24 protein-coding genes, 2 tRNA genes and 1 riboswitch are annotated in these 24,463 nt (G+C 42.7%); of the genes, 9 read left to right on the top strand and 17 right to left on the bottom strand.

Features of this window, described 5'->3' with window-relative positions; all coding sequences use genetic code 11:
• Nucleotides 1-113: 113 nt before the first annotated feature.
• The 5 genes from hydA to LC036_RS01215 all read right to left on the bottom strand — a co-directional run bounded on the left by hydA (nt 114) and on the right by LC036_RS01215 (nt 7,148).
• A complete protein-coding gene (hydA, locus tag LC036_RS01235; protein ID WP_226577055.1) occupies nt 114-1,529 on the bottom strand; it encodes a dihydropyrimidinase in 1,416 nt (471 codons plus the stop codon).
• Nucleotides 1,530-1,551: 22 nt separating this feature from the next.
• On the bottom strand, nt 1,552-2,838 hold the full coding sequence (gene preA, locus LC036_RS01230) for an NAD-dependent dihydropyrimidine dehydrogenase subunit PreA (protein ID WP_226577052.1): 1,287 nt from the start codon (nt 2,836-2,838) through the stop codon (nt 1,552-1,554).
• 18 nt (nt 2,839-2,856) lie between these two features.
• Nucleotides 2,857-4,236: an NAD(P)-dependent oxidoreductase gene (locus tag LC036_RS01225; RefSeq protein ID WP_226577049.1), complete on the bottom strand. Its 1,380-nt coding sequence runs from the start codon at nt 4,234-4,236 to the stop codon at nt 2,857-2,859.
• Nucleotides 4,237-4,491: 255 nt separating this feature from the next.
• Nucleotides 4,492-5,382 (bottom strand): nitrilase-related carbon-nitrogen hydrolase, encoded by an 891-nt coding sequence (locus tag LC036_RS01220; protein WP_226577046.1) that lies wholly within the window; start codon nt 5,380-5,382, stop codon nt 4,492-4,494.
• Nucleotides 5,383-5,675: 293 nt separating this feature from the next.
• A complete protein-coding gene (locus LC036_RS01215; protein ID WP_226577044.1) occupies nt 5,676-7,148 on the bottom strand; it encodes a CoA-acylating methylmalonate-semialdehyde dehydrogenase in 1,473 nt (490 codons plus the stop codon).
• A 242-nt stretch (nt 7,149-7,390) separates the two neighbouring features.
• On the opposite strand from LC036_RS01215, the gene LC036_RS01210 reads away from it, so the two are divergent.
• Both LC036_RS01210 and LC036_RS01205 read left to right on the top strand, forming a co-directional pair.
• Nucleotides 7,391-8,254 carry an SDR family oxidoreductase gene (locus tag LC036_RS01210; protein WP_226577042.1) on the top strand — a complete coding sequence of 288 codons (864 nt, stop codon included), beginning with the start codon at nt 7,391-7,393 and terminating at the stop codon, nt 8,252-8,254.
• Nucleotides 8,255-8,552: 298 nt separating this feature from the next.
• Nucleotides 8,553-9,044, top strand: coding sequence for a hypothetical protein (locus LC036_RS01205; protein ID WP_226577039.1), 492 nt, complete (start codon nt 8,553-8,555; stop codon nt 9,042-9,044).
• A 171-nt stretch (nt 9,045-9,215) separates the two neighbouring features.
• Here the strand turns inward: LC036_RS01205 and LC036_RS01200 are convergent.
• Nucleotides 9,216-9,288, bottom strand: a tRNA-Val gene (locus tag LC036_RS01200).
• A 184-nt stretch (nt 9,289-9,472) separates the two neighbouring features.
• Here LC036_RS01200 and LC036_RS01195 point away from each other — a divergent pair.
• A complete protein-coding gene (locus tag LC036_RS01195; protein WP_226577036.1) occupies nt 9,473-10,792 on the top strand; it encodes a DUF2254 domain-containing protein in 1,320 nt (439 codons plus the stop codon).
• A gap of 108 nt (nt 10,793-10,900) precedes the next feature.
• Here LC036_RS01195 and LC036_RS01190 read toward each other — a convergent pair whose 3' ends face one another.
• The gene (locus tag LC036_RS01190) at nt 10,901-11,914 is read right to left on the bottom strand and encodes a homocysteine S-methyltransferase family protein (RefSeq protein ID WP_226577033.1); all 1,014 of its coding nucleotides are present in this window, start codon (nt 11,912-11,914) and stop codon (nt 10,901-10,903) included.
• 92 nt (nt 11,915-12,006) lie between these two features.
• A riboswitch (SAM riboswitch) is annotated at nt 12,007-12,109 on the bottom strand.
• A gap of 322 nt (nt 12,110-12,431) precedes the next feature.
• Nucleotides 12,432-12,504, bottom strand: a tRNA-Val gene (locus tag LC036_RS01185).
• 238 nt (nt 12,505-12,742) lie between these two features.
• Between LC036_RS01185 and LC036_RS01180 the strand changes: the two genes are divergently transcribed.
• The 4 genes from LC036_RS01180 (at nt 12,743) to LC036_RS01165 (ending at nt 15,241) form a co-directional block, all read left to right on the top strand.
• Nucleotides 12,743-13,471, top strand: a complete 729-nt coding sequence (locus LC036_RS01180; RefSeq protein WP_226577030.1) for an alpha/beta hydrolase — start codon at nt 12,743-12,745, stop codon at nt 13,469-13,471.
• A 29-nt stretch (nt 13,472-13,500) separates the two neighbouring features.
• Nucleotides 13,501-14,016: a 2'-5' RNA ligase family protein gene (locus LC036_RS01175; protein ID WP_226577027.1), complete on the top strand. Its 516-nt coding sequence runs from the start codon at nt 13,501-13,503 to the stop codon at nt 14,014-14,016.
• Nucleotides 14,017-14,022: 6 nt separating this feature from the next.
• On the top strand, nt 14,023-14,451 hold the full coding sequence (locus tag LC036_RS01170; protein ID WP_226577024.1) for a GNAT family N-acetyltransferase: 429 nt from the start codon (nt 14,023-14,025) through the stop codon (nt 14,449-14,451).
• A 112-nt stretch (nt 14,452-14,563) separates the two neighbouring features.
• Nucleotides 14,564-15,241, top strand: coding sequence for a DUF421 domain-containing protein (locus LC036_RS01165; protein WP_226577021.1), 678 nt, complete (start codon nt 14,564-14,566; stop codon nt 15,239-15,241).
• On the opposite strand, the gene LC036_RS01160 is transcribed toward LC036_RS01165, so the two are convergent.
• The 5 genes from LC036_RS01160 to LC036_RS01140 all read right to left on the bottom strand — a co-directional run bounded on the left by LC036_RS01160 (nt 15,228) and on the right by LC036_RS01140 (nt 17,363).
• A complete protein-coding gene (locus tag LC036_RS01160) occupies nt 15,228-16,154 on the bottom strand; it encodes an MBL fold metallo-hydrolase (protein ID WP_226577018.1) in 927 nt (308 codons plus the stop codon). The two genes, LC036_RS01165 and LC036_RS01160, sit on opposite strands and share 14 nt — an antisense overlap.
• Entirely contained in the window at nt 16,151-16,447 is a 297-nt protein-coding gene (locus tag LC036_RS01155; protein WP_226577015.1) for a hypothetical protein, read from the bottom strand. The genes LC036_RS01160 and LC036_RS01155 overlap by 4 nt, the downstream gene beginning before the upstream one ends.
• A gap of 69 nt (nt 16,448-16,516) precedes the next feature.
• Nucleotides 16,517-16,744 carry a hypothetical protein gene (locus tag LC036_RS01150; protein WP_226577012.1) on the bottom strand — a complete coding sequence of 76 codons (228 nt, stop codon included), beginning with the start codon at nt 16,742-16,744 and terminating at the stop codon, nt 16,517-16,519.
• Nucleotides 16,741-17,067, bottom strand: a complete 327-nt coding sequence (locus LC036_RS01145; RefSeq protein WP_226577011.1) for a DUF1360 domain-containing protein — start codon at nt 17,065-17,067, stop codon at nt 16,741-16,743. Before LC036_RS01145 ends, LC036_RS01150 begins: the two co-directional genes overlap by 4 nt.
• A gap of 65 nt (nt 17,068-17,132) precedes the next feature.
• Nucleotides 17,133-17,363: a hypothetical protein gene (locus LC036_RS01140; RefSeq protein ID WP_226577008.1), complete on the bottom strand. Its 231-nt coding sequence runs from the start codon at nt 17,361-17,363 to the stop codon at nt 17,133-17,135.
• Between the two features lie 190 nt (nt 17,364-17,553).
• On the opposite strand from LC036_RS01140, the gene LC036_RS01135 reads away from it, so the two are divergent.
• The gene (locus LC036_RS01135) at nt 17,554-18,051 is read left to right on the top strand and encodes a CotY/CotZ family spore coat protein (RefSeq protein WP_226577006.1); all 498 of its coding nucleotides are present in this window, start codon (nt 17,554-17,556) and stop codon (nt 18,049-18,051) included.
• A gap of 48 nt (nt 18,052-18,099) precedes the next feature.
• Here LC036_RS01135 and LC036_RS01130 read toward each other — a convergent pair whose 3' ends face one another.
• Nucleotides 18,100-18,651, bottom strand: coding sequence for a CotO family spore coat protein (locus LC036_RS01130; RefSeq protein WP_226577004.1), 552 nt, complete (start codon nt 18,649-18,651; stop codon nt 18,100-18,102).
• Nucleotides 18,652-18,833: 182 nt separating this feature from the next.
• On the opposite strand from LC036_RS01130, the gene LC036_RS01125 reads away from it, so the two are divergent.
• Nucleotides 18,834-19,862 (top strand): EAL domain-containing protein, encoded by a 1,029-nt coding sequence (locus LC036_RS01125; protein ID WP_226577001.1) that lies wholly within the window; start codon nt 18,834-18,836, stop codon nt 19,860-19,862.
• A 25-nt stretch (nt 19,863-19,887) separates the two neighbouring features.
• Here LC036_RS01125 and fabI read toward each other — a convergent pair whose 3' ends face one another.
• From fabI to mgtE, 3 genes are all read right to left on the bottom strand, one after another.
• Nucleotides 19,888-20,667, bottom strand: coding sequence for an enoyl-ACP reductase FabI (gene fabI / locus LC036_RS01120; RefSeq protein WP_226576998.1), 780 nt, complete (start codon nt 20,665-20,667; stop codon nt 19,888-19,890).
• Nucleotides 20,668-21,107: 440 nt separating this feature from the next.
• Nucleotides 21,108-22,970: a monovalent cation:proton antiporter family protein gene (locus LC036_RS01115; RefSeq protein WP_226576995.1), complete on the bottom strand. Its 1,863-nt coding sequence runs from the start codon at nt 22,968-22,970 to the stop codon at nt 21,108-21,110.
• Nucleotides 22,971-22,986: 16 nt separating this feature from the next.
• Nucleotides 22,987-24,351 carry a magnesium transporter gene (mgtE, locus tag LC036_RS01110; protein WP_226576993.1) on the bottom strand — a complete coding sequence of 455 codons (1,365 nt, stop codon included), beginning with the start codon at nt 24,349-24,351 and terminating at the stop codon, nt 22,987-22,989.
• Nucleotides 24,352-24,463 lie beyond the last annotated feature (112 nt).

Genomic DNA, 24,463 nt, shown 5'->3' with positions numbered 1-24,463 from the left:
TTTCTGTCCGCAGAGCTGAGTGAGCGAAGAATGCTTTTAGAGTGCGTTTTTATTGAAAGGCTGCTCAGCCTATACTCCGCTGAGCAGCCTTTCCACTTCCATTCCATCACTTCTTATTTTTGATAAAGCTCTTCTTGAGAGGTCGTTAGTTCACCAAAACGAGAGCGTTTCAAGTACTGTCCAGAACCAATCTTACCGACAAATTCTTTGTCCTTGATTACATAATCACCACGGGATAGAACGCTCACCGGCTGGCCTGTTACTTTCATCCCTTCAAACGGATTGTAGTCAGCTGCCATATGGCTTGTCTCTACAGAAATTGTCCGTTCAACATTTGGATCAAAAATGACGATATCCGCATCTGCCCCGACCGAGATTGTTCCTTTTTGTGGGAAAAGACCGAATGTCTTGGCAATCTTAGTCGATGTAATATTGACGAATTCATTTAAGCTTAATCTACCTTTTTTGACACCTTCAGAGAACAGAATGCTGACCCGGTCCTCAATAATTGGTCCTCCGTTCGGTATCTTCGTAAAGTCTCCTTTTCCTAAATCTTTCTGTCCTTTAAAATCAAAAGAGCATTGGTCAGATCCAAGCGTCTGCAAATCACCTGTTTTCAAAGCATTCCATAATACTTCCTGATGATGCTTTTCACGTAATGGCGGCGACCACACATATTTAGCTCCTTCAAAGTTCGGCTTCTCAAGATAACTTTGGTCCAACACCAAATACTGTGGACAGGTTTCACCTATGACTTTATAGCCTTTCTTCCTTGCATTTGCAATGGCAGTAACAGCTTCCTCACAGGTGACGTGAACGACATAAAGCTGGGAGTCCGCAAGTCCTGTCAGTTCCGCTGCCCGATTGGTCGCTTCACCTTCTACTTCAGGCGGACGTGTCAGAGCGTGATAAATAGGATCCGTCTGACCGGCTTCGAGCGCTTTGGTGACTAAATGGTCGATAACATCCCCATTCTCCGCGTGCACCATGACGAGAGCGCCTAGTTTTTTCGCTTCTTCCAATGTACGGAATAGAGTGCCGTCATCGGCCTGAAAGACATTTTTATAAGCCATGAATACTTTAAATGATGTAATTCCTTCATCCTCAATTACGCTTGGAAGCTGTTCAAGAACGTCTTCATTGATTTCACCAATCATTAAATGAAAGCTATAGTCGATGACAGATTTATCATGCGACTTCGCATGCCACTGATCGATGGAATTTTGTAGAGGCTTCCCTTTATCCGTCAGACAGAAGTCAATCACCGTTGTCGTTCCGCCATGAGCAGCCGCAATAGTCCCTGTCTCAAAATCATCTTTACTAACCGTTCCGCCAAAAGGCATTTCTAAATGTGTATGAGGGTCAATGGCTCCCGGAAAGACGTAATGCCCCTGGGCATCGACCACTTCGGCTGCTGAATCGGATAAATCCTGGCCGATGAGAGCAATTTTTCCATCTTCAACTAAAATGTCTGCCTTATACGTATCCGCTGCCGTTACAATCGTTCCATTCTTAATAATTTTTTTCATCTTACCCCTCCGTTTTAATCGATTATTTAATTAAATTTACGTCACAAGAAGTAGCGGCTCCTATAGCTGCCTGTCTTTCATTCCAAGTCATCGGTGGTTTTCCATTGGCGTACTCGACCATATCGATCGCTCCATCCACCGGGCAGACGATACTGCACAAGTTACAACCGACACAGTCCTCTTCACGCACTTTCAAAATGTCATTGCCATCGACATCTTTCAGCATATCGATACACTGGTGGGAAGTATCCTCGCAGGCAATATGACACTTATTACAATTAATACAGACATCATTATTAATTTGAGCGACAACCTGATGATTAAGGTCCAGGTTACCCCAATCCGAATACTTCTCCACCGATTTACCAACAAGATCCATAACAGAGTCGATGCCTTTTTCATCTAAGTAATTGTTTAATCCATCATTCATATCTTCAACGATGCTGAAACCATGGTGCATCGCAGCGGTACAGACTTGAACACCGGTAGCTCCCATCAGCATAAACTCAACAGCTTCACGCCAGCTGGATACTCCACCCATCCCTGAAATCGGAACATTAATTTTAGGATGGCGTGCACATTCAGCTACCATATTTAAGGCAATAGGTTTGACCGCCGGCCCACAATATCCTCCATGCGCGCCTTTTCCAGCAACGTTTGGAATAGTGTCCCACGAGTCAATATCCACCCCGGCTAAACTGTTGATGGTGTTGATCATACTGACAGCATCCGCTCCACCATTTACGGCAGCCTCCGCTGTAAAGGTTATATCTGTAATATTTGGAGTCAGTTTGACGATGACTGGTGTCTGAGCGACTTCTTTAGCCCAGGTGGTCTGCTTCTCGACGAGCTCCGGCACCTGTCCCGATGCAGCACCCATGCCACGTTCAGCCATGCCGTGCGGACACCCAAAGTTCAATTCCAGGCCATCGACGCCGACATCTTCCACCCGCTTGACGATTTCGTGCCACTTCTCCTGCGTTGGCTCTACCATGAGAGAAGCAATAATCGCATGATTGGGGAACCGTTTCTTCGTTTCATAGATTTCTTTTAAATTCACTTCAAGCGGTCGATCAGTAATCAGTTCAATATTGTTAAAGCCCGCTACTTTTTTCCCATTAAAACCAACAGCAGCAAAGCGGGAGGATACGTTCAAGATCGGTTCTCCAAGGGTCTTCCAAACGGCTCCGCCCCAGCCGGCTTCAAATGCCCTCTGTACTTGATACCCCGAATTCGTCGGAGGTGCAGAGGCAAGCCAAAAAGGGTTCGGAGATTTAATTCCTGCTAGATTCAAACTCAAGTCAGCCATATAATTCCTCCTAGATAATTAGTTTTGTATAGATGCCGTTGGTGTCGGGGCCAGTTGTTTATGAATAGCCATTGCGACTTCTTTCCCTTGCTGAGCCGCTGTAACAACCATGGCTTCTCCCTGCCCTTTAGCAAAAATGACATCACCTGCTGCGTATACATTCGGGTTTGAGGTTTGTAATGTAACCGGGTTGACTTTTACAACGCCACCCTCGTGTTCAAGACCAAAGTCTTCAATTAAATCCGTATACCGGGACTGTCCGATGGCTTTAATGACAGCATCCACTTCCATTACGAACTCAGAACCCTCTACCGGGGCAGGTCTTCTTCGGCCGTCTTCATCAGGGTCACCGAGAGCCATCTTCACGCATTTGAGGTGCGTCACTTTTCCGCGCTCATCCCCAATGATTTCAATCGGCTGTGTTAACCAGTTGAATTCAATATCATCCTGTTTAGCGAAATCATATTCAAACTCATAGGCTGTCATTTCATTTCGTGTACGACGGTAGACGATTTTCACATCCCCCGCCCCTTTGCGGGCTGCACAAGTGGCTGCATCAATGGCCGTATTACCTGCACCCACAACAATCACATTCTTACCTAGAAGGTCTTCCGTTATTTCACCAGACTTGGTACTCTTCACAAATTCAATGGCATCATGTACACCCTCCAGGTTTTCGCCCTCAATTCCAAGCATCGGAACATGCCCCATACCAATTGTAAGAACAATAGAATCATAGTCTTCGGACAGCTCGGCAAAGGTAACATCTGTACCTACACGTGTGTTTGTACGAATTTCAACATCCAATTTTTCTACTTGATCCACTTCCCAGCGGGAGATGTCCTGCGGTAGTCGGAAAGAGACGATTCCATAAGTATCGAGACCGCCGGCTTCTTCCGCTGCTTCAAAAATTGTCACGTCATATCCAAAACGGGCAAGCTCCCGTGCAGCTGCCAGCCCTGCAGGACCACCGCCGACAACAGCGACCCGCTTCCCGTTTTTCTCTCCGGGTTTAAACAAGAGCTGTTCATTTTTTATGGCCCAGTCCGTGGCGAATCTTTGAAGATCACCGATAAGGATGGGTTCTGTGGAATGGTTAAGGACGCACGCTCCTTCACACAATTCTTCCGTCGGACATACACGTGCGCAAGTCGCTCCGACAGGGTTCGAGGACATGATTGTAGTGGCCGATCCTTTCAGATTACCTGAGGCTATTTTTTTTATGAATTTCGGAATATCAATGCCCGTCGGACATGCTTGTATACAGGGGGCATCGTAGCAATAAAGACATCGATTGGATTCTTCCATCGCTTCTTGAGCATTCAGCCCGTCATGCACTTCTTCAAAATTTAATTTCAAATTTTCTAAAGAAATTCCTTTACTCTTTAACTGAGTCAATGTTGGTTACCTCCTTTTAATAAAAGCGGGAGCAACTTAGATCTCTGCCAAGTTTAAGACCAACAGCGAAGTGGAAGTATACTTCCATCTACCTGATTGACATTATGACTTTGAGAGACGTTTCCTTTGAGCTTCCTACCCTTCCATCGCTCAAGGACTGATCATGCCCATTCATTTAAAAAAGTTCTGCACAGGGAAAATTTATTCTTTTCCTTTGTCCTATGCAGAACTCCATCTTGTGACGTGCTGGAACGATTAAGGAAGCAGCTGCCCCATCTTTTCATACGTTTCAGGTCGACGATCACGATAGAACTGCCATGTATCACGGACTTCACGAATGAATGTTTTATCCATTTCTCCGATGATTACTTCATCCTGATCACGGCTGCCTGTAGCTACAAAATCTCCACGGGGATCTACAAGATAGGACTGCCCGTAAAATTCACCCATGTTCCAAGGGCCTTCATAGCCAACGCGGTTGATCGCACCTAAGTAATATCCGTTTGCAACCGCATGTGCCGGCTGCTCAAGCTTCCATAAATATTCAGATGTCCCTGCCACAGTTGCTGATGGATTAAAGACGATTTCTGCTCCATTCAATCCAAGCACCCTTGCGCCTTCAGGGAAATGGCGGTCATAACAAATATAAACCCCTACTTTTGCATAAGCCGTATCGAAAACCGGGTACCCGAGATTGCCAGGCTTAAAGTAATATTTCTCCCAGAAACCATATCCCTTATCCCCGGCAGCTACCTGCGGGATATGATGCTTACGATATTTACCTAGATAGGATCCATCTGCATCAATGACGGCCGCGGTATTGTAATAAGTAGCAATACCTTCTCTTTCGTAAATCGGGAGAACAATGACCACACTTAATTCTTTTGCGAGTTCTTGAAAACGGATGGTTGTAGGTCCATTCGGGATCTCTTCAGCCGCTTCATACCATTTGGAGTTCTGCTCGGAGCAGAAGTAAGGACCGTAGAAGATCTCCTGTAAACAAATGATCTGTGCCCCTTTTTCCGCAGCTTCCCTTACTAGTTTAATATGCTTTTCGATAGATTCACGCTTATGGACCTCTACTGGTTCATTCCCATCTACATCATGGGAAGCCTGAATCAAACCGATCTGAACTTTATCCGGCATCTTATTTCCTCCTTATGTAAATCATTTAATTTAAGTGAGAGTACGTTTACAATAAAGCGCATCCTTCTACTCTCTTCATCACTTCAAATTATCTTAATTTTCAGTAATTTAAATTTAGTTTACATGACTTTGACTGGTTTGCCATTATACATATTGTAAAATGATGATGATGGATTCTTTGATGAATTGTAAAAATCAGAAGAAGATAATCGATTCATATCTATTGAAGGTATGGGATAGGTCTGTCATAAAAGAAGGCGGAAAACGTGTGAACGTTTCCGCGCTTCCTTCTTTTAATACCAGCGCTGGGTAAGCATTTTTCGTTTCGTGTAGAAGTTCAGGCCGTCTTTTCCATTCGCATGAAGGTCACCATAGAAGGATTTCTTGTTGCCGGAAAATGGGAAGAAAGCCATCGGAGCAGGGACATTGACGTTTACTCCCAGCATACCTGCGTCCATTTCTTCTCTAAATTGCTGAACAGCTTTTCCGCTTGATGTATAGATAACAGCTCCATTGGCAAACTCTGATTTATTTGCCGTTTCAATGGCTTCATCTAACGTATCGGCTCGAACGATACTCAATACCGGAGCAAAAATTTCATCTTTCCATATACTCATATCCTCAGTTACATGATCAAAGATAGTGGCACCCAGGAAATAACCGGACTCATTTTCGCGCAGTTCCACTCTTCCATCACGTATAAGCTTGGCATTGTCGCCTTCACCAGCCTCAATATAACCGAGCACACGCTCCCGATGGGAGTCTCTTATTAATGGACCCAGGTTGGTTTCTTCGTCTAGACCGTTGCCTACGTTCAGATTGTCTGCCGCTTCTTTTAATTTTGCAACGAGATCATCAGCCACATCTCCAACCGCAACTACAACCGAACAAGCCATACAACGTTCACCTGCGCTGCCAAAAGCTGCATTAATAATGCCCTCGACCGACTTATCCAAGTTACAGTCCGGCAGCACGATGGAATGGTTCTTTGCACCTGCCAGCGCCTGAACTCGCTTGCCGTAATTTCCAGCTGTTTTATATACGTACTCTGCAACCGGCTGGGAACCAACGAAGGAGATTGCATCTACATCATCATGTTCGAGCAGACCATTCACGACATCATGGGCCCCGTTCACAACATTAATGACTCCTTTTGGAAGGCCGGCTTCATGAAGGAGTTCAACAAGCATTTTAGCTAAGATTGGCGTGCGTTCTGATGGTTTCAGCACAAACGTGTTTCCACATACAATCGCCAGCGGGAACATCCATAACGGCACCATCATCGGGAAGTTGAAAGGTGTAATGCCTCCTACCACACCTACAGGGTATCGATACATTCCAGAATCAATACCTTCAGCGATATCCGGCAGCACATCTCCCATCATAAGACTGGGAGCACCAGCTGCAAATTCTACACACTCAATCCCCCGCTGCACTTCACCTGTTGCATCTTTCATTGTTTTTCCGTTCTCCTGTGTGAGTGCTTTGGCTAATTCTTCACGATTTTCTACTAAAAGCTGGTGATACTTAAACATAATTCTGGCGCGCTTAGGGACCGGTGTCTTTTTCCAGCTCTTAAACGCTTCGCGTGCGGATCGAACGGCTTTATCAACATCTTCTTTTGTTGAAATCGGCACGCTTGCGATGATTTCTCCTGTTGCAGGATTAGGTACGTCCTCCGCCTTGCCTCCTTCAGATGAAACCCATTCGCCATTAATGAAATTTTGAATAACCACCTGATTTGTCTTTGAGAAAGTTGTCTCCATTTTTTCACCTCTATTAGTAGTTTCTGTTCTTTTGCACCCTTCGAATATAGTATAAATTCAGAAAATTTAAACATCAATGGACGAAGTGTCAAATCAATTCCTGATGAAATTAACACTATGACCTTTCTCCTTAACCATCCTTTCCTGGGAAATTTTACGATTATATCTCAAAGAGAAGGGCACCCTAACCAATGGAATCGAATTCAATCAATAGGAATGATTTGTACATAGGAGGTCGTAAAGTGGCAGATAAAAAAAGAGAAATTCAACCAAAACAACACCAGGAACGCCAGCCAGGTTTTGAGCACGACATGAAGCCATTGCCGGAATTTATTGATGAGACCTATAAAGGAAGTGGAAAATTAGAAGGGAAAGTCGCTGTTATTAGTGGAGGAGACAGTGGAATTGGACGGGCAGTCAGCGTTCACTTTGCTAAAGAAGGGGCAGATATAGCTGTACTCTATCTGGATGAACAGGAGGATGCAGAAAAAACAAAAGCTTTGGTTGAAGCTGAAGGAAGAAGATGTGAACTATATAACGGAGATATTGGAGGAGCAGAATTTTGTGAAACAGCAGTCGAACGGATCATGAAAAGCTATGGACAGATTGACATCCTGGTCAATAATGCTGCTGTCCAGTATCCCCAGGAGGACCTGTTGAGTATATCGAACGAGCAGCTTACCGAAACATTCCGGGTCAACTTCTTTTCCTATGTATACATGGCCAAGGCTGTCCTTCCCCACCTTAAAAAAGGCAGCACGATTATCAACTCCTCATCAGTGACAGCTTATAAAGGAAATGACCAGCTAATCGACTACTCTTCCACAAAGGGAGCCATTACTTCCTTCACCCGCTCTTTAGCAGGTTCGCTGGTGAGTAAAGGGATACGTGTAAACGGTGTAGCTCCAGGACCCATCTGGACACCTTTAATCCCTGCAAGTTTTGATAAGCAGCAAGTTGCTGAATTTGGATCTGACAATCCAATGGGACGTCCAGGCCAGCCTAGAGAAGTCGCCCCTGCGTATGTTTATTTAGCAAGCAATGACTCAAGTTATGTAACAGGACAGATGATACACGTTAATGGCGGAATCCCTGTAAATGGATAGAGATAGAGAGACGTCACAGCTGAGCTGGGACGTCTCTTTTTATGTATTAGATTTTGTGTCATTTATCGCTACCTTATACTCTCATCCTCTGGATTCTTAGGTTCGTATAAATAACTTTCAGGACTGACCAGGCAATCCCCTCTGGTGCGCTTCAAAAGTCCACCCCTCCACATTTTTTCATCCCGAAGTGACTCTAGATCCTGTAAAGTTCCATTGATCGAATCTTTTAATCGCGTGTTCTTGTCCGTCTCATGTTATAATTATCCATAAACTTTTGCTCACGAGGATGGTGCTGGTTATGGTTCGGACAAGCTTCTGTCACTGCTTCAGCAATCAAGAAGAACTCATGCGTGGAATAACCACGAAACGCTCTTACCTTGCTTTTTGTGTCGTAACGGGTGAAAAAGGAGCCATTGAATTTAGTTTTAAAACCACTTATCCTGACACTCAGACAAAACCTCCTTTCACGACATTTTATGGTGTCACAAGTGAAATGGAGGAAGATGAGTCCACCCCTAAGAAAATGAGAATACATACGAAAGAACCTCTCAAGAATGATAACCAAAACCCGCAGGAGAAACCTTTCCTCCGATGTACAGAACGTTACTATTCTTACAGTGTAGACCTGGACTTGTATAAACTTCAGTCTATGAAAGATAACCCGGATCCCTATTTAAAGACCATTCATTCGAAGGAGTTATATGATGAAATGAGCGCCATCTACTCTAATATCTTTAAAATGCCGCCTATCGCTGTAGAAGGAAATCATTTTGTGGTTTTAGTGGACTGAGAGGAGTTTTAGTGGACTGAGAGGAGTTTTAGAAGGATTGGAGCGTAGCAGTTCATTCCTGCGGATCTATTCGAGCCAGTCCTTCTCTTTTCTTTTTCGTCTGCAAAAAAAAAGAAATGGCGCAGCCTCTCCATAAATGAGAAACTGCGCCATTTCAACACGTTGTTAGGATGATTCCGATTGGGCTCGAACCAACGACCTCCACCCTGTCAAGGTGGCGCTCTCCCAGCTGAGCTACGGAATCATATGTAAATTGAATCAGCAGCGGGCCTGCTGACAAATAATAATATACTATGTATTTGAAAAAGTGTCAACAAGACTTGATTATTATTTTTAAGGTTGTAAATCACTTTTAACTTGTAAGACCATTGATTTCGTTCATAATAAGTAATAGACACGATCATGATACACAGAAGGTGAGGCTAAGTATGAATAAAAGCAAAGTGTGGATCAACCTAAGAGACAGTTTTTGGTTTTTACCGACCGTTTACAGTTTATTTTCAATGGTGGCAGTAGCCATTGCCAGTTTAATTGATATATGGGTAATCTCAGAAATGAAAGACAGTATCCCCAGCATTTTACTTACTCAAAAATCCGTCGCTCAAACCTTATATGGATCAATGGTTACATCCATCTTAACTATGACAACCATCAGTTTTTCTACCATCATGGTTGTACTCACTACCTACACAACACAGTTCTCACCACGTACGCTTCAAGATTTTATGAAAAACAGCGTAACTCAGCACGTGCTGGGTGTTTTTTCTTTTGGATTTATTTTCTCTCTTTTGAACTTGTTCCTCCTTGGCAAAGAACCTGGAATCGGCTTAGTCAGTCCTCTCTTCACAGTCATTGTCTCCATTATATGCCTTGCCTTTTTTATTCTGTTTATTCACCATTCCTCACGTTTTCTTAAAGTAAATAACTTAATAGGGCAGATCCGCATAAGCACTTCAAAACTCATACAAACGACATTCGCAGAGAAAGACTATAATGAGTCTACAGACTGGGATCAAACAGAAATCGATAACCTAAGAGAACGAAATCCAGAAGTTGTACAGGCTGTTGAGTCCGGATATATACAAAATGTACAGTTTCAACCCTTGATTCAGTGGGCAAGAAAAAACGATCTTGTTTTGGAGGCTGATTTTTATATTGGTGAGTATATTCAAAAAGGGATGCCACTGTTCTTTTACTGGCAATTAGAAGAAAACGAGAAACTGCAAATTGAACAGATTACAGAGTATGTTTTAATTGGCAATGAGCGAATTGATACACAGGATGTTGAATTTTCCATACAAAAACTGGTGGAAATCGCTGTCCGTGCGATCTCCCCAAGTATGAATGATCCTCACACAGCCACGAACTGTATCAACCGTATTGGTTCCCTCCTTGTTGAATTAGGCTCTGTCTATGAACCGATCCGTTACTATTCAGATGATGAGCAGAACCTTCGTTTAATAGCTGAACCTAAACCTTATAGAGAGTATTTATACAAAAGCTTTTATCAAATTCGAATATACGGAAAGCATGACATTTCTGTGATGAACGGTGTGATTGAAGTTCTCTATAAAATCGCCTGTGTTCATGGTCATGAAATCCAGCAGGATGTTTGGAAGTTTGGAAATTACATGATCAGCGCTATTGATGTTGAAAGTATGGATGAATTGGATTTTGAACGTTTTAACCATCAAGTGCAGAAGATGGCGGACGCATGTGGAGAACAAATACAATTCAAACAAAAATGAAAGGATGCAGCCTTATCCCTGATAAGTGCTGCGTCCTTTTTCACTTTTTAAGCGACCTCTGGGTAGTAAGATATCCTTGCCTACCTAAACAATTCCGAAACAAAAGCATTACACATGATTATGGATGCTGTTATAGTTGTTTTTTGTATCAGGCGAAAACTTCGAGTTAACCGCTTCACGCCCGACGGTTTCTGCAACTTCACGAAGCATGCTTGGGTAGGCACCGCAACAAAGACCAAAGTAATTAACACCGGACTTATACGCTTGTTCTGCCCATTGAGCCAGTTCATAGCGGTTACACATTAAAGGATCTAAAGCTGTCGGATAAGGGGTTTCCAGTGGTGGGTGACACGAACAACCCCCATCTGGAAGGCTGAAGAATGTTGGGTTCTCTTCTGTTGTACGGTAAGGCACGGGAAGTGCTCCAACATATCCTTCACATGCATCTCTAATTTTTCCCACATAAGGCTGCATGGTAGCTGGTCCGCGGAAACAGTTCATCCCTACAACAAGGGCTCCCTGCTCTTCCAGCAGCCGGCAGGCTTCTTCCACTGAGTATCCATCTCTAAGTTCATACTCGTCCAGCAAACCAAGTGTAATAACAGCCTCCAGCCCCTGCTTTTGTATTTCCTCTAAGGCAATCTTCGCTTCTTCATAATAATAGAACGTCTCTCCGTTAACGAAGTCCACTCCTTCTTCCTTGCACCACCCAATCATTTCAGCAAACATCCCCCGCACAAGTTCCTTTGAAGCAGGATCCGCTGGATCAAACAAATTCGTATTGGAAATGTTCCCGGCGACTAGAGCTTCTTCTGTTGGATGCTCTTGAGCTACTTCCTTTGCTATCCGGACGGCAGCACGATTGAGTGGTTCCAATAACTCTTCTTTCCCTATCAACCGCATTTTCTCCCTGTTCGCATTATAAGTAAAAGCTAAGACGACATCAGAGCCTGCTTTCATAAAGTCACGATACGTCTGCTTTAAAGCTTCCGGAGCCTCTAAAGCTACTTCAGGAACAAAGGAACCAGCCTTGAGATATCCTCTCCGCTCCAAATCAAATAAATAACCTTCCCCGCATATCACCGGTCCATCTTTCAATCGTTGTTCTAACGTTCGCTTCATTTTGGCTACACCCTTTGCTGTTTAATAAATTTTAGTAATAAAGACAATAAAAAAACCTCTTCATAAGAAGAGGTACGATGTCCAGATTCCTCCTCTTATCTTCCAGACGTTTAAGTCTGCAGGATTTAGCACCTTTTTCATGTGAACGGTTGCCGGGCTTCATCGGGCCTTTCCCTCAGCCTCTCTTAATAAGAGTATTACTATTAAGTTAGTTATGAATTATAAAGGATGACTCCTCAAGGGGTCAATACGAATGTTAGATTTTTCTAAAATTTCTATCAACACAATTCTCCATACCCCTGCTTTCTTCTATTAATCATATACTCAACAATATGAAATCTTATCTGTCTCCATGAAAAACCTCATAGGACCAGCAGGATATTTTCATCTTTTTTAACACCACTCTCAATTGTTCATAATAAGATGTATGTTAGAGATGAAAGTTTTCAGAAGAATAAAAGAAATGACGCGGCCTCCCCTGGTTAGGAAACCGCGCCACTCCGGCACTTAGTATGGATGATTCCGATTGGGCTCGAACCAACGACCTCCACCCTGTCAAGGTGGCGCTCTCCCAGCTGAGCTACGGAATCGTATGTAGAATTTTGTCGACTGTTTTTGCTGACAAAAATTAATATACTATGAAAGAAATATAGTGTCAACACTTTTCTAAGATTTAAAGCTGTCCATCTTCATTCGCCACATATATTACCATTTCGCTTCTAGTAAACTTTTTGCACAATTCTGTGATAAAATAGATGTTGGAACGTTTACACCACATAAATAGTGGGAATTTTTTATAAACTTCCATGCTGTGAGGAGGTGGTCGAGATGGGTAGAGATGGATCCATGAAAGAATATACTATCGACAGTCAATATTTACAGGAAACGATGACACTTCGGGTATACACTCCGAAAAATTTCTCTCCATTGTATAAGTACCATTTCTGTATTATGCAGGATGGAAATGATTATTACTCCATGGGGCGTGCGGCCACGCTTAGTGATAAGCTGCACGAAGAAGAGAAAATTGAGAAGACGATTTTCATCGGCATTCATTATAACAACAAGTACGACAGGCAGGATAAGTACCATCCAGATGGCAAAAAACAGGGCGACTATGTGAACTTCTTGATACGTGAGGTCGTACCTTTTCTAGATGAAGAACTCCCCGGTTACTGTATGGGGCGCGGCCGGACACTTGTTGGTGATTCTCTTGCGGGTACTCTTGCGCTTATGACAGCCGTTAAGTTCCCAAATATTTTCGGTAATGTGATTATGCAGAGCCCCTATGTGGATGAACATGTGAAAGAAGTTGTCGAATCAACCAGAGACTTCTCTTCCTTAACGATCTATCACACAATTGGAAAAGAAGAATCAGATGTCGAAACGACTGAGGGTGCGAGGAAGAATTTCCTTGAACCAAACCGTGAGCTCCGTACATTCTTAAATCGTCAGCCCCTTGCCTATACGTATCATGAACTCGATGGAGATCACACTTGGGGCACGTGGCAGAAGGATTTTGAACGTGCTTTATTGAACATGTTTGGTAAGGAATAACTTAAAGGAAGAATCAGGAGGTTAGCCCAATGAAATACGGAATAGCAGTGTTTCCATCAAAAAAAGTACAGGATGTGGCGAATTCATACCGCAAAAGATATGACCCTCATTATGCGCTGATTCCCCCACATATCACAATGAAAGAAGCGTTTGAAGCAGAAGAAGAAGAAATCGAAAATAAAATTATTCCTGAGCTGAGCGAAATTGCGAAAAACACCCAGCCTTTTTCGTATGGTGTTTATAAGGTAAGCTCATTTTCTCCTGTAACGAACACGATTTATTTAAAGATTGAACCGTCTGATGAGATCTTTGACCTGAATGACAAGCTTCATGCAGGTGAGCTGCCAGAAAAGAAGGACTTTGCTTTTGTCCCTCACATCACAATCGCTCAGAAACTTTCCGATGAAGAGTTTTCTGATGTATACGGCAGTTTAAGAATGTTGAAATTTGACCTTAATGACAAAGTTGATCGTTTTCAGCTCTTATATCAGCTCGAGAATGGAGCATGGAGTGTATATGAAACATTCCGTTTAGGTAAAGGGTGATCATTAGTGGACATCATTAGAGTAAAGAGTAAACAACAGGAAGAAGACGCGTATCATGTGAGACGCGAAGTATTTGTCCATGAACAGCAAGTGCCGGAGGAAATGGAGATGGATGAACATGATCAAACCGCTCTCCATTTTGTAGGTTATGAAGATGGTAAGCCTGTAGCCGCTGCACGTTTACGCTTTTCTCAAGGACATGGAAAGCTTGAGCGCGTTTGTGTACTCCAGGACTATCGCGGGCGCTCGTTTGGTCAACAAATGATGAAGGAAATGGAAAGCGTCATTAAAGAATACTCTTTTAACAAAGCAAAACTCAATGCTCAAACGCAGGCCGAGTCTTTCTATGAAACTCTTGGATACGTAAGAATTTCTGATAAATTCTTGGATGCCGGTATCCCTCATGTAACGATGGTGAAAGAGTTAAAAGAATAAGGAAAATCCCCCGCCCTTTTAATCATGAAAGGCGGGGGATTTTTTGTTTATTCTCTTTTCATTTTGTCTACAATGGTGCTTATAGGACAAAGTGAGGGATTGTGAGAATTCTATGGAGTATCTACAAATAACTGCCGAAACATTATTTGGATTTATTGCACTATTCATAATGACAAAGGTATTGGGTAAGTCACAGATCACCCAGATTACAGCCTTCGATTTTATTGCCGCACTAGTACTTGGGGAACTGGTTGGGAACGCCTTATATGATAAAGACGTAGGAATCCTTAATGTAGGTTTTGCAATTGTATTATGGAGCATCCTTATCTATACGACAGAACTCATTACCGAAAAGTTCAAAGGAACCCGGAAGCTGCTCGAGGGAAGCCCTTCCCTCGTCATTTATAAAGGAAGAATTGACCGGGAGCAATTGAAGAAAAACAAATTGGATATCAATCAGCTCCAGCATCTGCTCCGTTCAAAGGATGTTTTTTCAATAAGAGAAGTTCAATATGCTGTACTGGAAACAGATGGAACCATTTCGGTACTCAAAGCATCCCAATATCAAAACGTAACCCGTGACGATATGAATCTGTCCCCACAGAACGTGCCCCTTCCCCGGACAATCATTAGTGATGGAGAAGTGATATGGGACAACCTCAGGGAAGCTGGATTTGATGAAAAATGGCTTACTGAACAGCTGAAAGCACAAAACTACAGTGAACCAAAGGAAGTCATTTATGCCGAACATAAAGAAGGCGAACAGAACCTGTACGTTATTGGCACTTAACGTAAAACACCCATGTATAATCAACGAAACGGTCTTCTATCAGCCCTTTATCCATTAATCCGAGCAAGTAGGCGGTAACGGCCGTTTTATATAACAGCCACTGAGAAAGACCTGGGGCATGGACGTCAAAGTGCTTACACATGGATGAAACGATGGTTTCTTGAGACACTTCCCCTTCTTCCTTTATGTATTCAAGTAGCCAATTCAGCAGCCCCTGATGATAGTTGAGATTGCTCTGAATGGTAGCGGATGGATCTTTTTCAAACACCCCGTGCCCAGGGACAGATCCGTTAAAAGGCAGGGTTCTCAACCGCTTTAAACTTTCAATGGTTTTAGATATATCCGTTATATAAGGGATGCGGTGCTTGAATAATGTCTCTTCACTAAAATAACTATCGGCCGCATATAACGTGTCATTGATCTTTATTGCCATTTGTTGATAGCTGTGACCGGGGAGACAAAACACATCGGCACTGATTTCCCCAAAAGATACCGGACCTTCCTCGACCACAGAATCAATTTTCAAGGGGGGACCCTGCAGAAATTTATTTTTTAATTCCGGCAGAGGATCATTCCCGCCGAAAAGATAAAGCGGCTCAAGGGCAGGGTTTCTTAAGACTGCTTCTTCAAAAACAGGGGCAGAAGTATGAACGTTATATTGATCTTGTACATAAGCACCACCGCCATAATGGTCTGCGTGCGCATGTGTAATAAAAAGGTGCGTCAGAGGAAGCTCTCGTTTACGAAGCTCTTTGAGCACCTTTTTCACGGAAGAACGATCAATTCCAGCATCAATGAGCAGTCCGGTGTCTCCCTGTTTTACATAACCTATATTGACAGAACTCTGATAATAAAAGCACGAAGTATTGATTTGTTGAAACGACATCACAATGGCTCCTTTAGCTGTTTTCATACTGTTTCGCTAAAGTTCAGCCCTTTTCCTGTCAGTTTGGAATACAATTTCTCGATCTCTTTTCTATTTAGGGGGCTGGATTTTGCTGCTGCATGAAAGTGTTTGGATGTGTAGATGCCGCTTATACGTTGATAATCAAGGCGGTCCTGTTCACGGCATTGACCATGTCTGAATTTACTGTCCAAGCTTGCTTTTACTACTTTTTCTATAGCAAAAGGGGAGCGTTCCTGCTGAGTCGTCCGTATCTGATAATCTTGGTATTGATAATGGTTCACAGGCAGAATATACCCCATAATCACGCCTCCTTAGTCTTCAATACCCTGTAATGAGAACTCTCATACGTCCAGACGCTTATTCAGTTGTCACTCAAAGAACTTCTCCAATTTACCCGCCTGTTTATTTAAAAACTTCTCCATATCTGTCATTTGCTTCGTAAACCGACGTTCCCAGGCACCAAAGTCCTTTTCCCATTCTTTGAATTTTTTCTCCGGCTGTTTGATGATGCCATTCATTTTCGACGTTTCAACATCGATTTCCTGCAGCACTTCAAATAATGTCTTCTCTTTCTTTTTTTCTTTTTTCTGCGTCATAAACGATTCGTCCAGGCATAAATCATGGATTGCAGACCAGCCAGTGCTAATACAAGGACAAGCCATTCACCATATGGGACTATAATATAGAAGAAAAGCATAATCATGGCCGACCACACTCCGACACACCATTGACAGCTTAACCCTTCCCCAATAAACCCTTTAGGCTCCATCCATTCTTCTTCGTCCCCATCGTCATTTGTAATGACTTCCACGGTGAAAAATGGCCGCCTTAACCATTCCATAATATAATCCCTGACAATCAGGCGGGTCAGTCGAAAGCTTGCTAATCCCAATAAGACAAATTCAAAAACACTCAGCATACCCTTCACCCTTTCTCATGAAGAAGAAGCCACTACATTTAAAGGTAGTGGCTTCTCTCTTTCACTTAAAACCAGCGAAACCCTTCGCGGCGATCAGAGGATTCATCTTTATGATGTCTGGAACTTGAACTACTGCTGCTTTCTTCTGCCGCTTCTACTCTACGTCTCGGTCCGAAAAATGGATCAACCCAGTCTTCACGGTCTTCGTGACGATTACGTCGTTGTGGTTCAATGATGACGTTATCCGCTTGTATGACAAGGTCTTTCACACGGATGACCTTTTTTCTTTCAGACATTCCATTCACTCCTTATTCGAATTCATTGTTAATCTATGGTGTTTGCCCCAAATGGGTATAGTCTCCTGCCCATTCAGGACAAAAAACTTAACGATTCGAATAAAAAGGACAAATGCCCACACCGACATGACAGCAATTCATATTCTAGTAAAGACAATACGTCAATGCGTATGGAAAGGGGAAAATATTAATGAGCTGTGGTAAAAAATTTGATTCAGGCTCTTGTGTAATCGACATCCTTAAAGATATCGTCGATGCTCAAAATGATGTCATGCACGATTGCACGACAAGCTGTGAGCAATCAATCGCAGACCTTCTTGGTGACACTGGTGGAGGTTCCGGCTTCGACACAGTTCCAGTCATCCTATACTGTAAAGATGGATGCACACCTTTCAAAGGGTACGGTTCTAGTCGAAGTGGGGAGCGCTGTAATGTTAGAGGAAGCTTTTTCTTCCGCGTCAAGTCTGTAGACGACGATGGATGTGCAATTCTTGAGCTTCTTTTTGCAGAACGCCGTCGCCATGAAGATAACGGAGATGAAGTAGAATCATCCCGTCATAAAGACGATGATCCTAAATCTCCAGCTGACCAAAGCTGCAGAAACCTTCGTGCTTCCGGCATCTGCATTACAGTAGACTTGAACTGCTTCTGTCATGTAACTTGTCTACCAGCTGCCCAAACGCTGTAAACCACTTGGGAACCGCGCTTATTGGCGCGGTTTTTTATATTTCTTTCTTTAAAACCCGAGCAGACGGATGTCCTTAATATCTTCAAAAGGAATCTCCCTATGAAAAGGACGTTGAAAGACCTTCATGTGGACGATCTCCTCTTGATAATCCGTAATGTAACCCCGATATTGGTCGACCTCTGTGGATACTTCACATTTCATTTTTGGAACATGTGGAGACAAATTAAAGAAATAATTCACTTTTTCTTCTAAGGACAAGTCATGAAACCGCTGTCTGCGTTCCCGAGAAGATGACCGACCCACAACTTCCGAACTTTCTTTTTCTTCTACTTCTGCTACATCCTCTTCTTCATCCATAGGAGTCTCTGTATTTAATTTTGATAGTTCCTCTATGTGAGGAGACTGCTGTCTGCGCATCCGAATTTCTCTTTCTTGAATAGGCGTTTCTTTCGAGGGCGATTGTTCACCTGTGCTTGGTTTCGAGACAGAAGATCGCTGCGTACGAAAACTCGTCTGCATAGGTACTTCAGCAGGTTTTAAATTTTTCGGCTGTACAATGTAAAGCATCGGCTGCTTAGCAAGTCGTCTATCTTCGGCCATATAGATCTCTCCTTTTCCATTCAGTCATCATTGTATGTATATGCCCAAGTTCTCCTTCATGTTCGTTTCCTTCCTTTTTTGACAAAACCTCTCTACCTTTTACATAAAATTAACACAAGAAAACGAGCATCTTGAAATACGTTTGGTACATTTATCTTAAATTATGACGTAGGAGTGTTTATATGCCTGTGGCTAAAGAGAATTACTCCAAACAAGAACTTTCATCATTGATACAGAACAACCATCTGTTCACCCATTTCCAGCCAATTGTTAACATCACAGAAGAACGTATACAGGGGTTTGAAGCTCTAACAAGGTTTCCGATGAATGATTCATTTAAAAGCCCGATTGAGCTGTTTCAGCTGGCTGATTCAACAGGCAGCCTGTTCCAGTTAGAGAAACATACTCGTAAACTAGCTATTGACAGGATCTCTCCTTATCTGCAATCCCATCAGCAATTATGGGTGAACTTAACGCCAACCGTTATTCATGACCGTCACTTTACACCAGGATTCACTCATTCCATCTTAGAAGGAACAAACATATCTCCAGAACAGATAGTATTTGAAATTACAGAGCATTCAGCTATTAAGAATTTCTCAAGTTTTAAGAGACTATTGAATCACTACAGAAAACAAGGATTTAAAATAGCCATCGATGATGTGGGCGCAGGATACTCTTCTTTACAGACGATATCAGAATTAAAGCCTGAATATCTCAAGGTAGATCGATCCCTTATATCAGATATTCATGTAGAAAGTGAAAAGCAATGTATGGTAGAAGCTTTACAGCAGATAGGCACAAAGATGGGGGCAGAAATCGTAGCTGAAGGAGTAGAAAAAGATGAGGAGTGTCTGCAGCTTATTCATATGGGCATTGAACTTCTCCAAGGGTACTATTTCGCAAAGCCGGGCTATCCACCTCAATCCCTGGGCAGCAAAACGACCAGACGTTTACGAAATAAATATAATGAAAGCCGATTTCCACTTACCATTTATGAGGAGACGACATTTGAGGATTTAGTATATTGGATTTCTCAGTATCAGGGCCCTGTTGACCATCGATTTGTTATCATGAAGTCCCATCATACCAAAGCAGTAATCCCCCTGAACGAACTTTATAGGTTCATGGGTAATCACTGGTCAGAAAAGGAGTCTGAGGCCTGGCCCCTTCTTCTACATTGGATGAAAAAAACAGCCCCTTCTTCTTAATAAGAAAAAGGAACTGTTTTTTTGTTTAGTAAGCGACAATACTGAAACCGGAATCTACATGAATAATTTCACCTGTAACACCACGGGAAAGATCACTCATCAGGTAATATCCTGTATCCCCAACTTCCTCCTGGGTAACCGGGCGGCGCAATGGAGCACGTTCTTCAATCACTTTAAGAATCTGGTTGAAATCTCCGACACCTTTAGCAGAAAGCGTACGGATAGGACCAGCTGAAATGGCATTCACACGAATGTTATGTTTACCAAGATCGTTCGCTAAGTACTTCACGCTGGCATCCAGGCTTGCTTTTGCTACACCCATAACGTTATAGTTTTTCACCACTTGCTCACCGCCAAGATAAGTAAGCGTAACAATGCTTCCACCATCAGTCATTAATGGCTGGGCTGCACGGGCAACAGCAGTCAGTGAATAAGAGCTGATGTTGTGAGCAGTAAGGAAACCATCACGGCTCGTATTTAAGAACTCATCCTTCAGTTCATCACGGTTTGCAAAAGCGATGCAGTGGGCAAGTCCATGAATGGTTCCTACATCCTTACCAATCTGTTCAAACGTCTGAATGATTGCCTCATCATTCGTTACATCACACTCATAAACAAGAGACTCTTCTCCACCCTCGAGTGTATCAGCAAGATCTTGAACAGACTTCTTAAATCGCGCAGATGCTACTGTAAAAATCAGGCGCGCACCTGCTGAATGCAATGACCGCGCGATCCCCCACGCAATACTTCGCTTATTCGCCACTCCCATGACTACATACGTACGTCCTTCTAATGAAAAATTCATCTAAAGCCCTCCTTGAGGTTTCAATTGTACACTTAGTATTTGTTATTAGTACCTGCTCCTATTTTAAAGCATCCTCTTTGCAAAAACAAACATCCCTATATACTTTCCCGAAAACAACGGCCATAAGCCCATATTTTCACGAGATTACCATTGAATCCCAGCTTGAAGACTTGATTCCGGTAGTATTGTGATTTACTAATGGACGTTGAGAAAGGATTTGCTTTCCTGCGGGAGTTAGCAGGCTTCCCCAGGCAGTGCCCTATCAGGGGTCTCTCCCAGACCTTATCCCGCGGGAGTCTTATCCTTCACCGCGTCCTTTCCCATAAAAATGCAGGGACTAAAAGCTGCTCTCCCCTTCGATACTATACAAAACAAAACCGGCATCACCTGTAATAGAAAAAAAAGCTTCCCTCCTAAATTAAAGGAGAGAAGCTTCTGGATCAGCACCATTCACAATATTCCAGTTCCATTTTCAGTTCATCTACATACTCATTAGATCCCGTTACAATTAAACGGTCTCCCATCTTCAATTCCGTATCTCCATGAGGAACGATGGAATCTTTCCCTCTGAAAATACGGACCATAATGACGTCGCCGGTAAAAGGGAACTCACGAATATGGATGCCGTTGTATACGGAGTTATTCATATTAATTTGGTAGAGAGCACTATCTTGTTTTGTGAGAATATCAAGAACATTCGGAGCTTCAATCATCGCTTTCAGCAGAGCTTTTGAAGATAGGAATACAGAGAAGACACTGATATTTAAATCTTTCATTTCCTGAGAAAGCTCTGGTGACTCGACACGAACGATGATACGCTCGACCCCTTGTTCCTTCGCATATCGTGCGATTTCTGCATTGCGTTCTTCATCACCTGTGGAAGCTACAACCAGATCGACATCGAAAACACCGAGTTCTTTCATGTTTTCTACTTCGTATCCATCAAGCTCTTTTATATCAAAGCAGTTTCGACTGATCCGTTCATCGATTTTATCCACTTTTGTATGATACAGGTGTGTTTCGTACGCATTTATATCTAACTCGCGTACGACAGGCATTGTCATACGATTGGAACCGATAAAGGAAACGACAGTCTTATGATCCTCATCCTCAAAACGACCATATATTTTCTTAAATACGATCGGCGCAACAAGACAAGTCAGGACTGCAACAAGGATAAGAGCCCCTTCCATCTGGTCATCAATCATTCCTTCCCGCTTCCCTATAGCTGCCGCTGCGATAACCAGCGATAACGTGGAAGTGAGAATAAATCCGGAACCAAAAACTGTCTTCTTATCATACCATTTACTTAAGATAAGAGCAGGGACAATCTTAGACACAAGTAATGCAATAAACAGCAGCGGTATTAATAACAAGACCCGGGAATCAGTGAATAACGTCCATATATCGATTTCTACACCAACCATTACGAAGAAGATTGGAATTAAGAAGCCATATCCAAAGCTATCCAGCCTTTTCACCATCTCAGGGTCAGGTGATAACAACGACACAAGCGTACCTGCCAGGAAGGCACCAAGAATATTCTCCGCACCAACTGTCTCAGAAAGAGCCACAAGTAAAAGAATCAAGGTGAAAACAGCACGGGTGTCGATTTGGATCGTCCCTTTGGCCATCGTTTCCACAAAGGACTGATGACGAAATTTTTTGCCGATATAGTAGAACAACACACCTGCTGCAAATAAGATTAACAGAAGCCAGGTATTTCCACCGTTTTCGCCGTAAATGGAAACAAAGACTGCCAGCAGGATCATCGTAACCAGGTCAGCAATAACAGCAATCAGTAAGATCGTCTGCCCGATGGTTGTTTTCATCATCTGTGCATCTTTCAACGTTGGTACAACAACGCCTAAAGAAATGGTTGATATGATCAGCGTCATTAAAAAGGCATTGTCTATAAATCCTGCTAACACAAATAAATAGGATAAGCCCAGTGAAATAACGAAAATTCCTATAAATACGATAACCGCTACCCACACAGGATTTGGAGCGCCTGCTCCTTTATTTTCTGGTTTCGCTCTCTTTTTTCTGCTTGCGAAAATAGAAAAGTCAATCTCCAAACCACTCAGGAACATTAGAAAAATGAACCCAAGGGTGGAAAGAATTTCAAGCCAGCTGCCTTGTTCAACAAGGTCTAAACCACTATGACCTATAATTAAACCAACAATGATTTCTGCTACTACTACCGGAATCATATTGAGCTTAAAGCGGTGTAGTAGGATGGGAGTAATGAATGCTGCAATAATGACAATAACTAAAGAAGTTACTGAAGCACCATGTTCCATACTCGCCCTCCTTCCTTTAAATCAGTAAATTCATGAATGCTGTCGCCATTCCAAAGTAAATAAGGATCGATATCAAGTCATTTACTGTAGTAATAAATGGACCCGAGGCAACAGCGGGGTCAATATTCAAACGATGCATAATAAGGGGGACGAGAGATCCAGCCAGTGTAGCTACAATTAACGTCAAGAAAATCGACAAACCAACTAATAAGCCTAAGAAAAAGTTTCCCTGCCATATATAAACGATAAGCATAATCAGCACACCACAGGAGACCCCTGTGATTACACCTGTTCCTGCTTCTCTCATCATCATCTTCCATTTACCTTGTTTCTCTATTTCTCCTGTTGCAATCCCACGCACAGCAACAGCGAGAGCCTGGGTTCCGGTGTTCCCTCCCATACCAGCGATCAGTGGTATGAAAATAGCCAAAATGGCTACTTTATCCAAGGTATTTTCAAAACGACCAATTAAACTTGCAGTCAGACTTCCTAAGAAGAGAAGAATGACAAGCCAGGGCAGCCGCTTTTTAGCAGAAGCAAAAGCATTGTCATCTGGACTATCTACGTCTGAGATCGCTGCAAGTTTTGAATAGTCATCACTTGCCTCTTCTTCCATAACATCCATAATATCATCGACTGTTATAATTCCGAGTAAGTGATCCTGAAAGTCAACAACCGGCAGGGCCAGGAAGTCATAGTCACGCACCATTCGGGCTACTTCTTCCTGGTCTTCTCCAACTGAGACCGATACCACCCGTTCATTCATCACGTCAGATATCAGCCAGTCTTCTTCTGAAATTATCAAATCCCTCAACGAAATAACGCCGACGAGCCGTTTATCTTCATCTATAACGTACGTATAATAGATAGTCTCGGCATCAGGGGCTTCTGTTCTTAGATGAATCATCGCCTCTTTAATTGTCATACCAGCCCTTACAACAACAAATTCCGTTGTCATAATAGATCCCGCTGTTTTCTCTTCATAATGAAGCAGGTCCTTAATTTCGTCTGCTGCTTCATCATCCATGATCGTTAAAAAGCTTGCGACTTTATCTTTATCTAACTCATTAAAAATATCGACCGCATCATCGGCTGACATTTCCGCAAATACCTGGGCTGCAAACCTAGGATCCATCTCTGTAAAGAATGGTTCTATATCATCATAGTCAATATGCTCCATCACGTCTGCTGCTTCTTCTGGTGAGAGATACGTGTATATCTGCATACGGACTTCGGCATCTAATCCTTCAAAAATCCTCGCCTGATCATAGGGGTGCAGTTCCAGAAATTCAGCTCGGAATTGATCGATATAATCATTAAATAAGGCATCTTTAATAGTAGCCCAAACCTCTTGGCGCTCTTGGTCATCTAAGTGTTCCATAAGCAACCCTCCCCAGCGTCTATTTCGTTTTTGACCGTTTAATCTTAATCGCGAATTTCAGGTTTGTCAACGAAAGGCACATATCTTTATACGTTCTGTTATCGTATCATAA

The sequence above is a fragment of the Halobacillus litoralis genome (genome assembly GCF_020524025.1).
Classification (GTDB): Bacteria; Bacillota; Bacilli; order Bacillales; family Halobacillaceae; genus Halobacillus; species Halobacillus litoralis_D.
The sequence above is the reverse complement of the archived record's forward strand: the minus strand, read 5'-3'. Positions and strand labels throughout refer to the sequence as shown.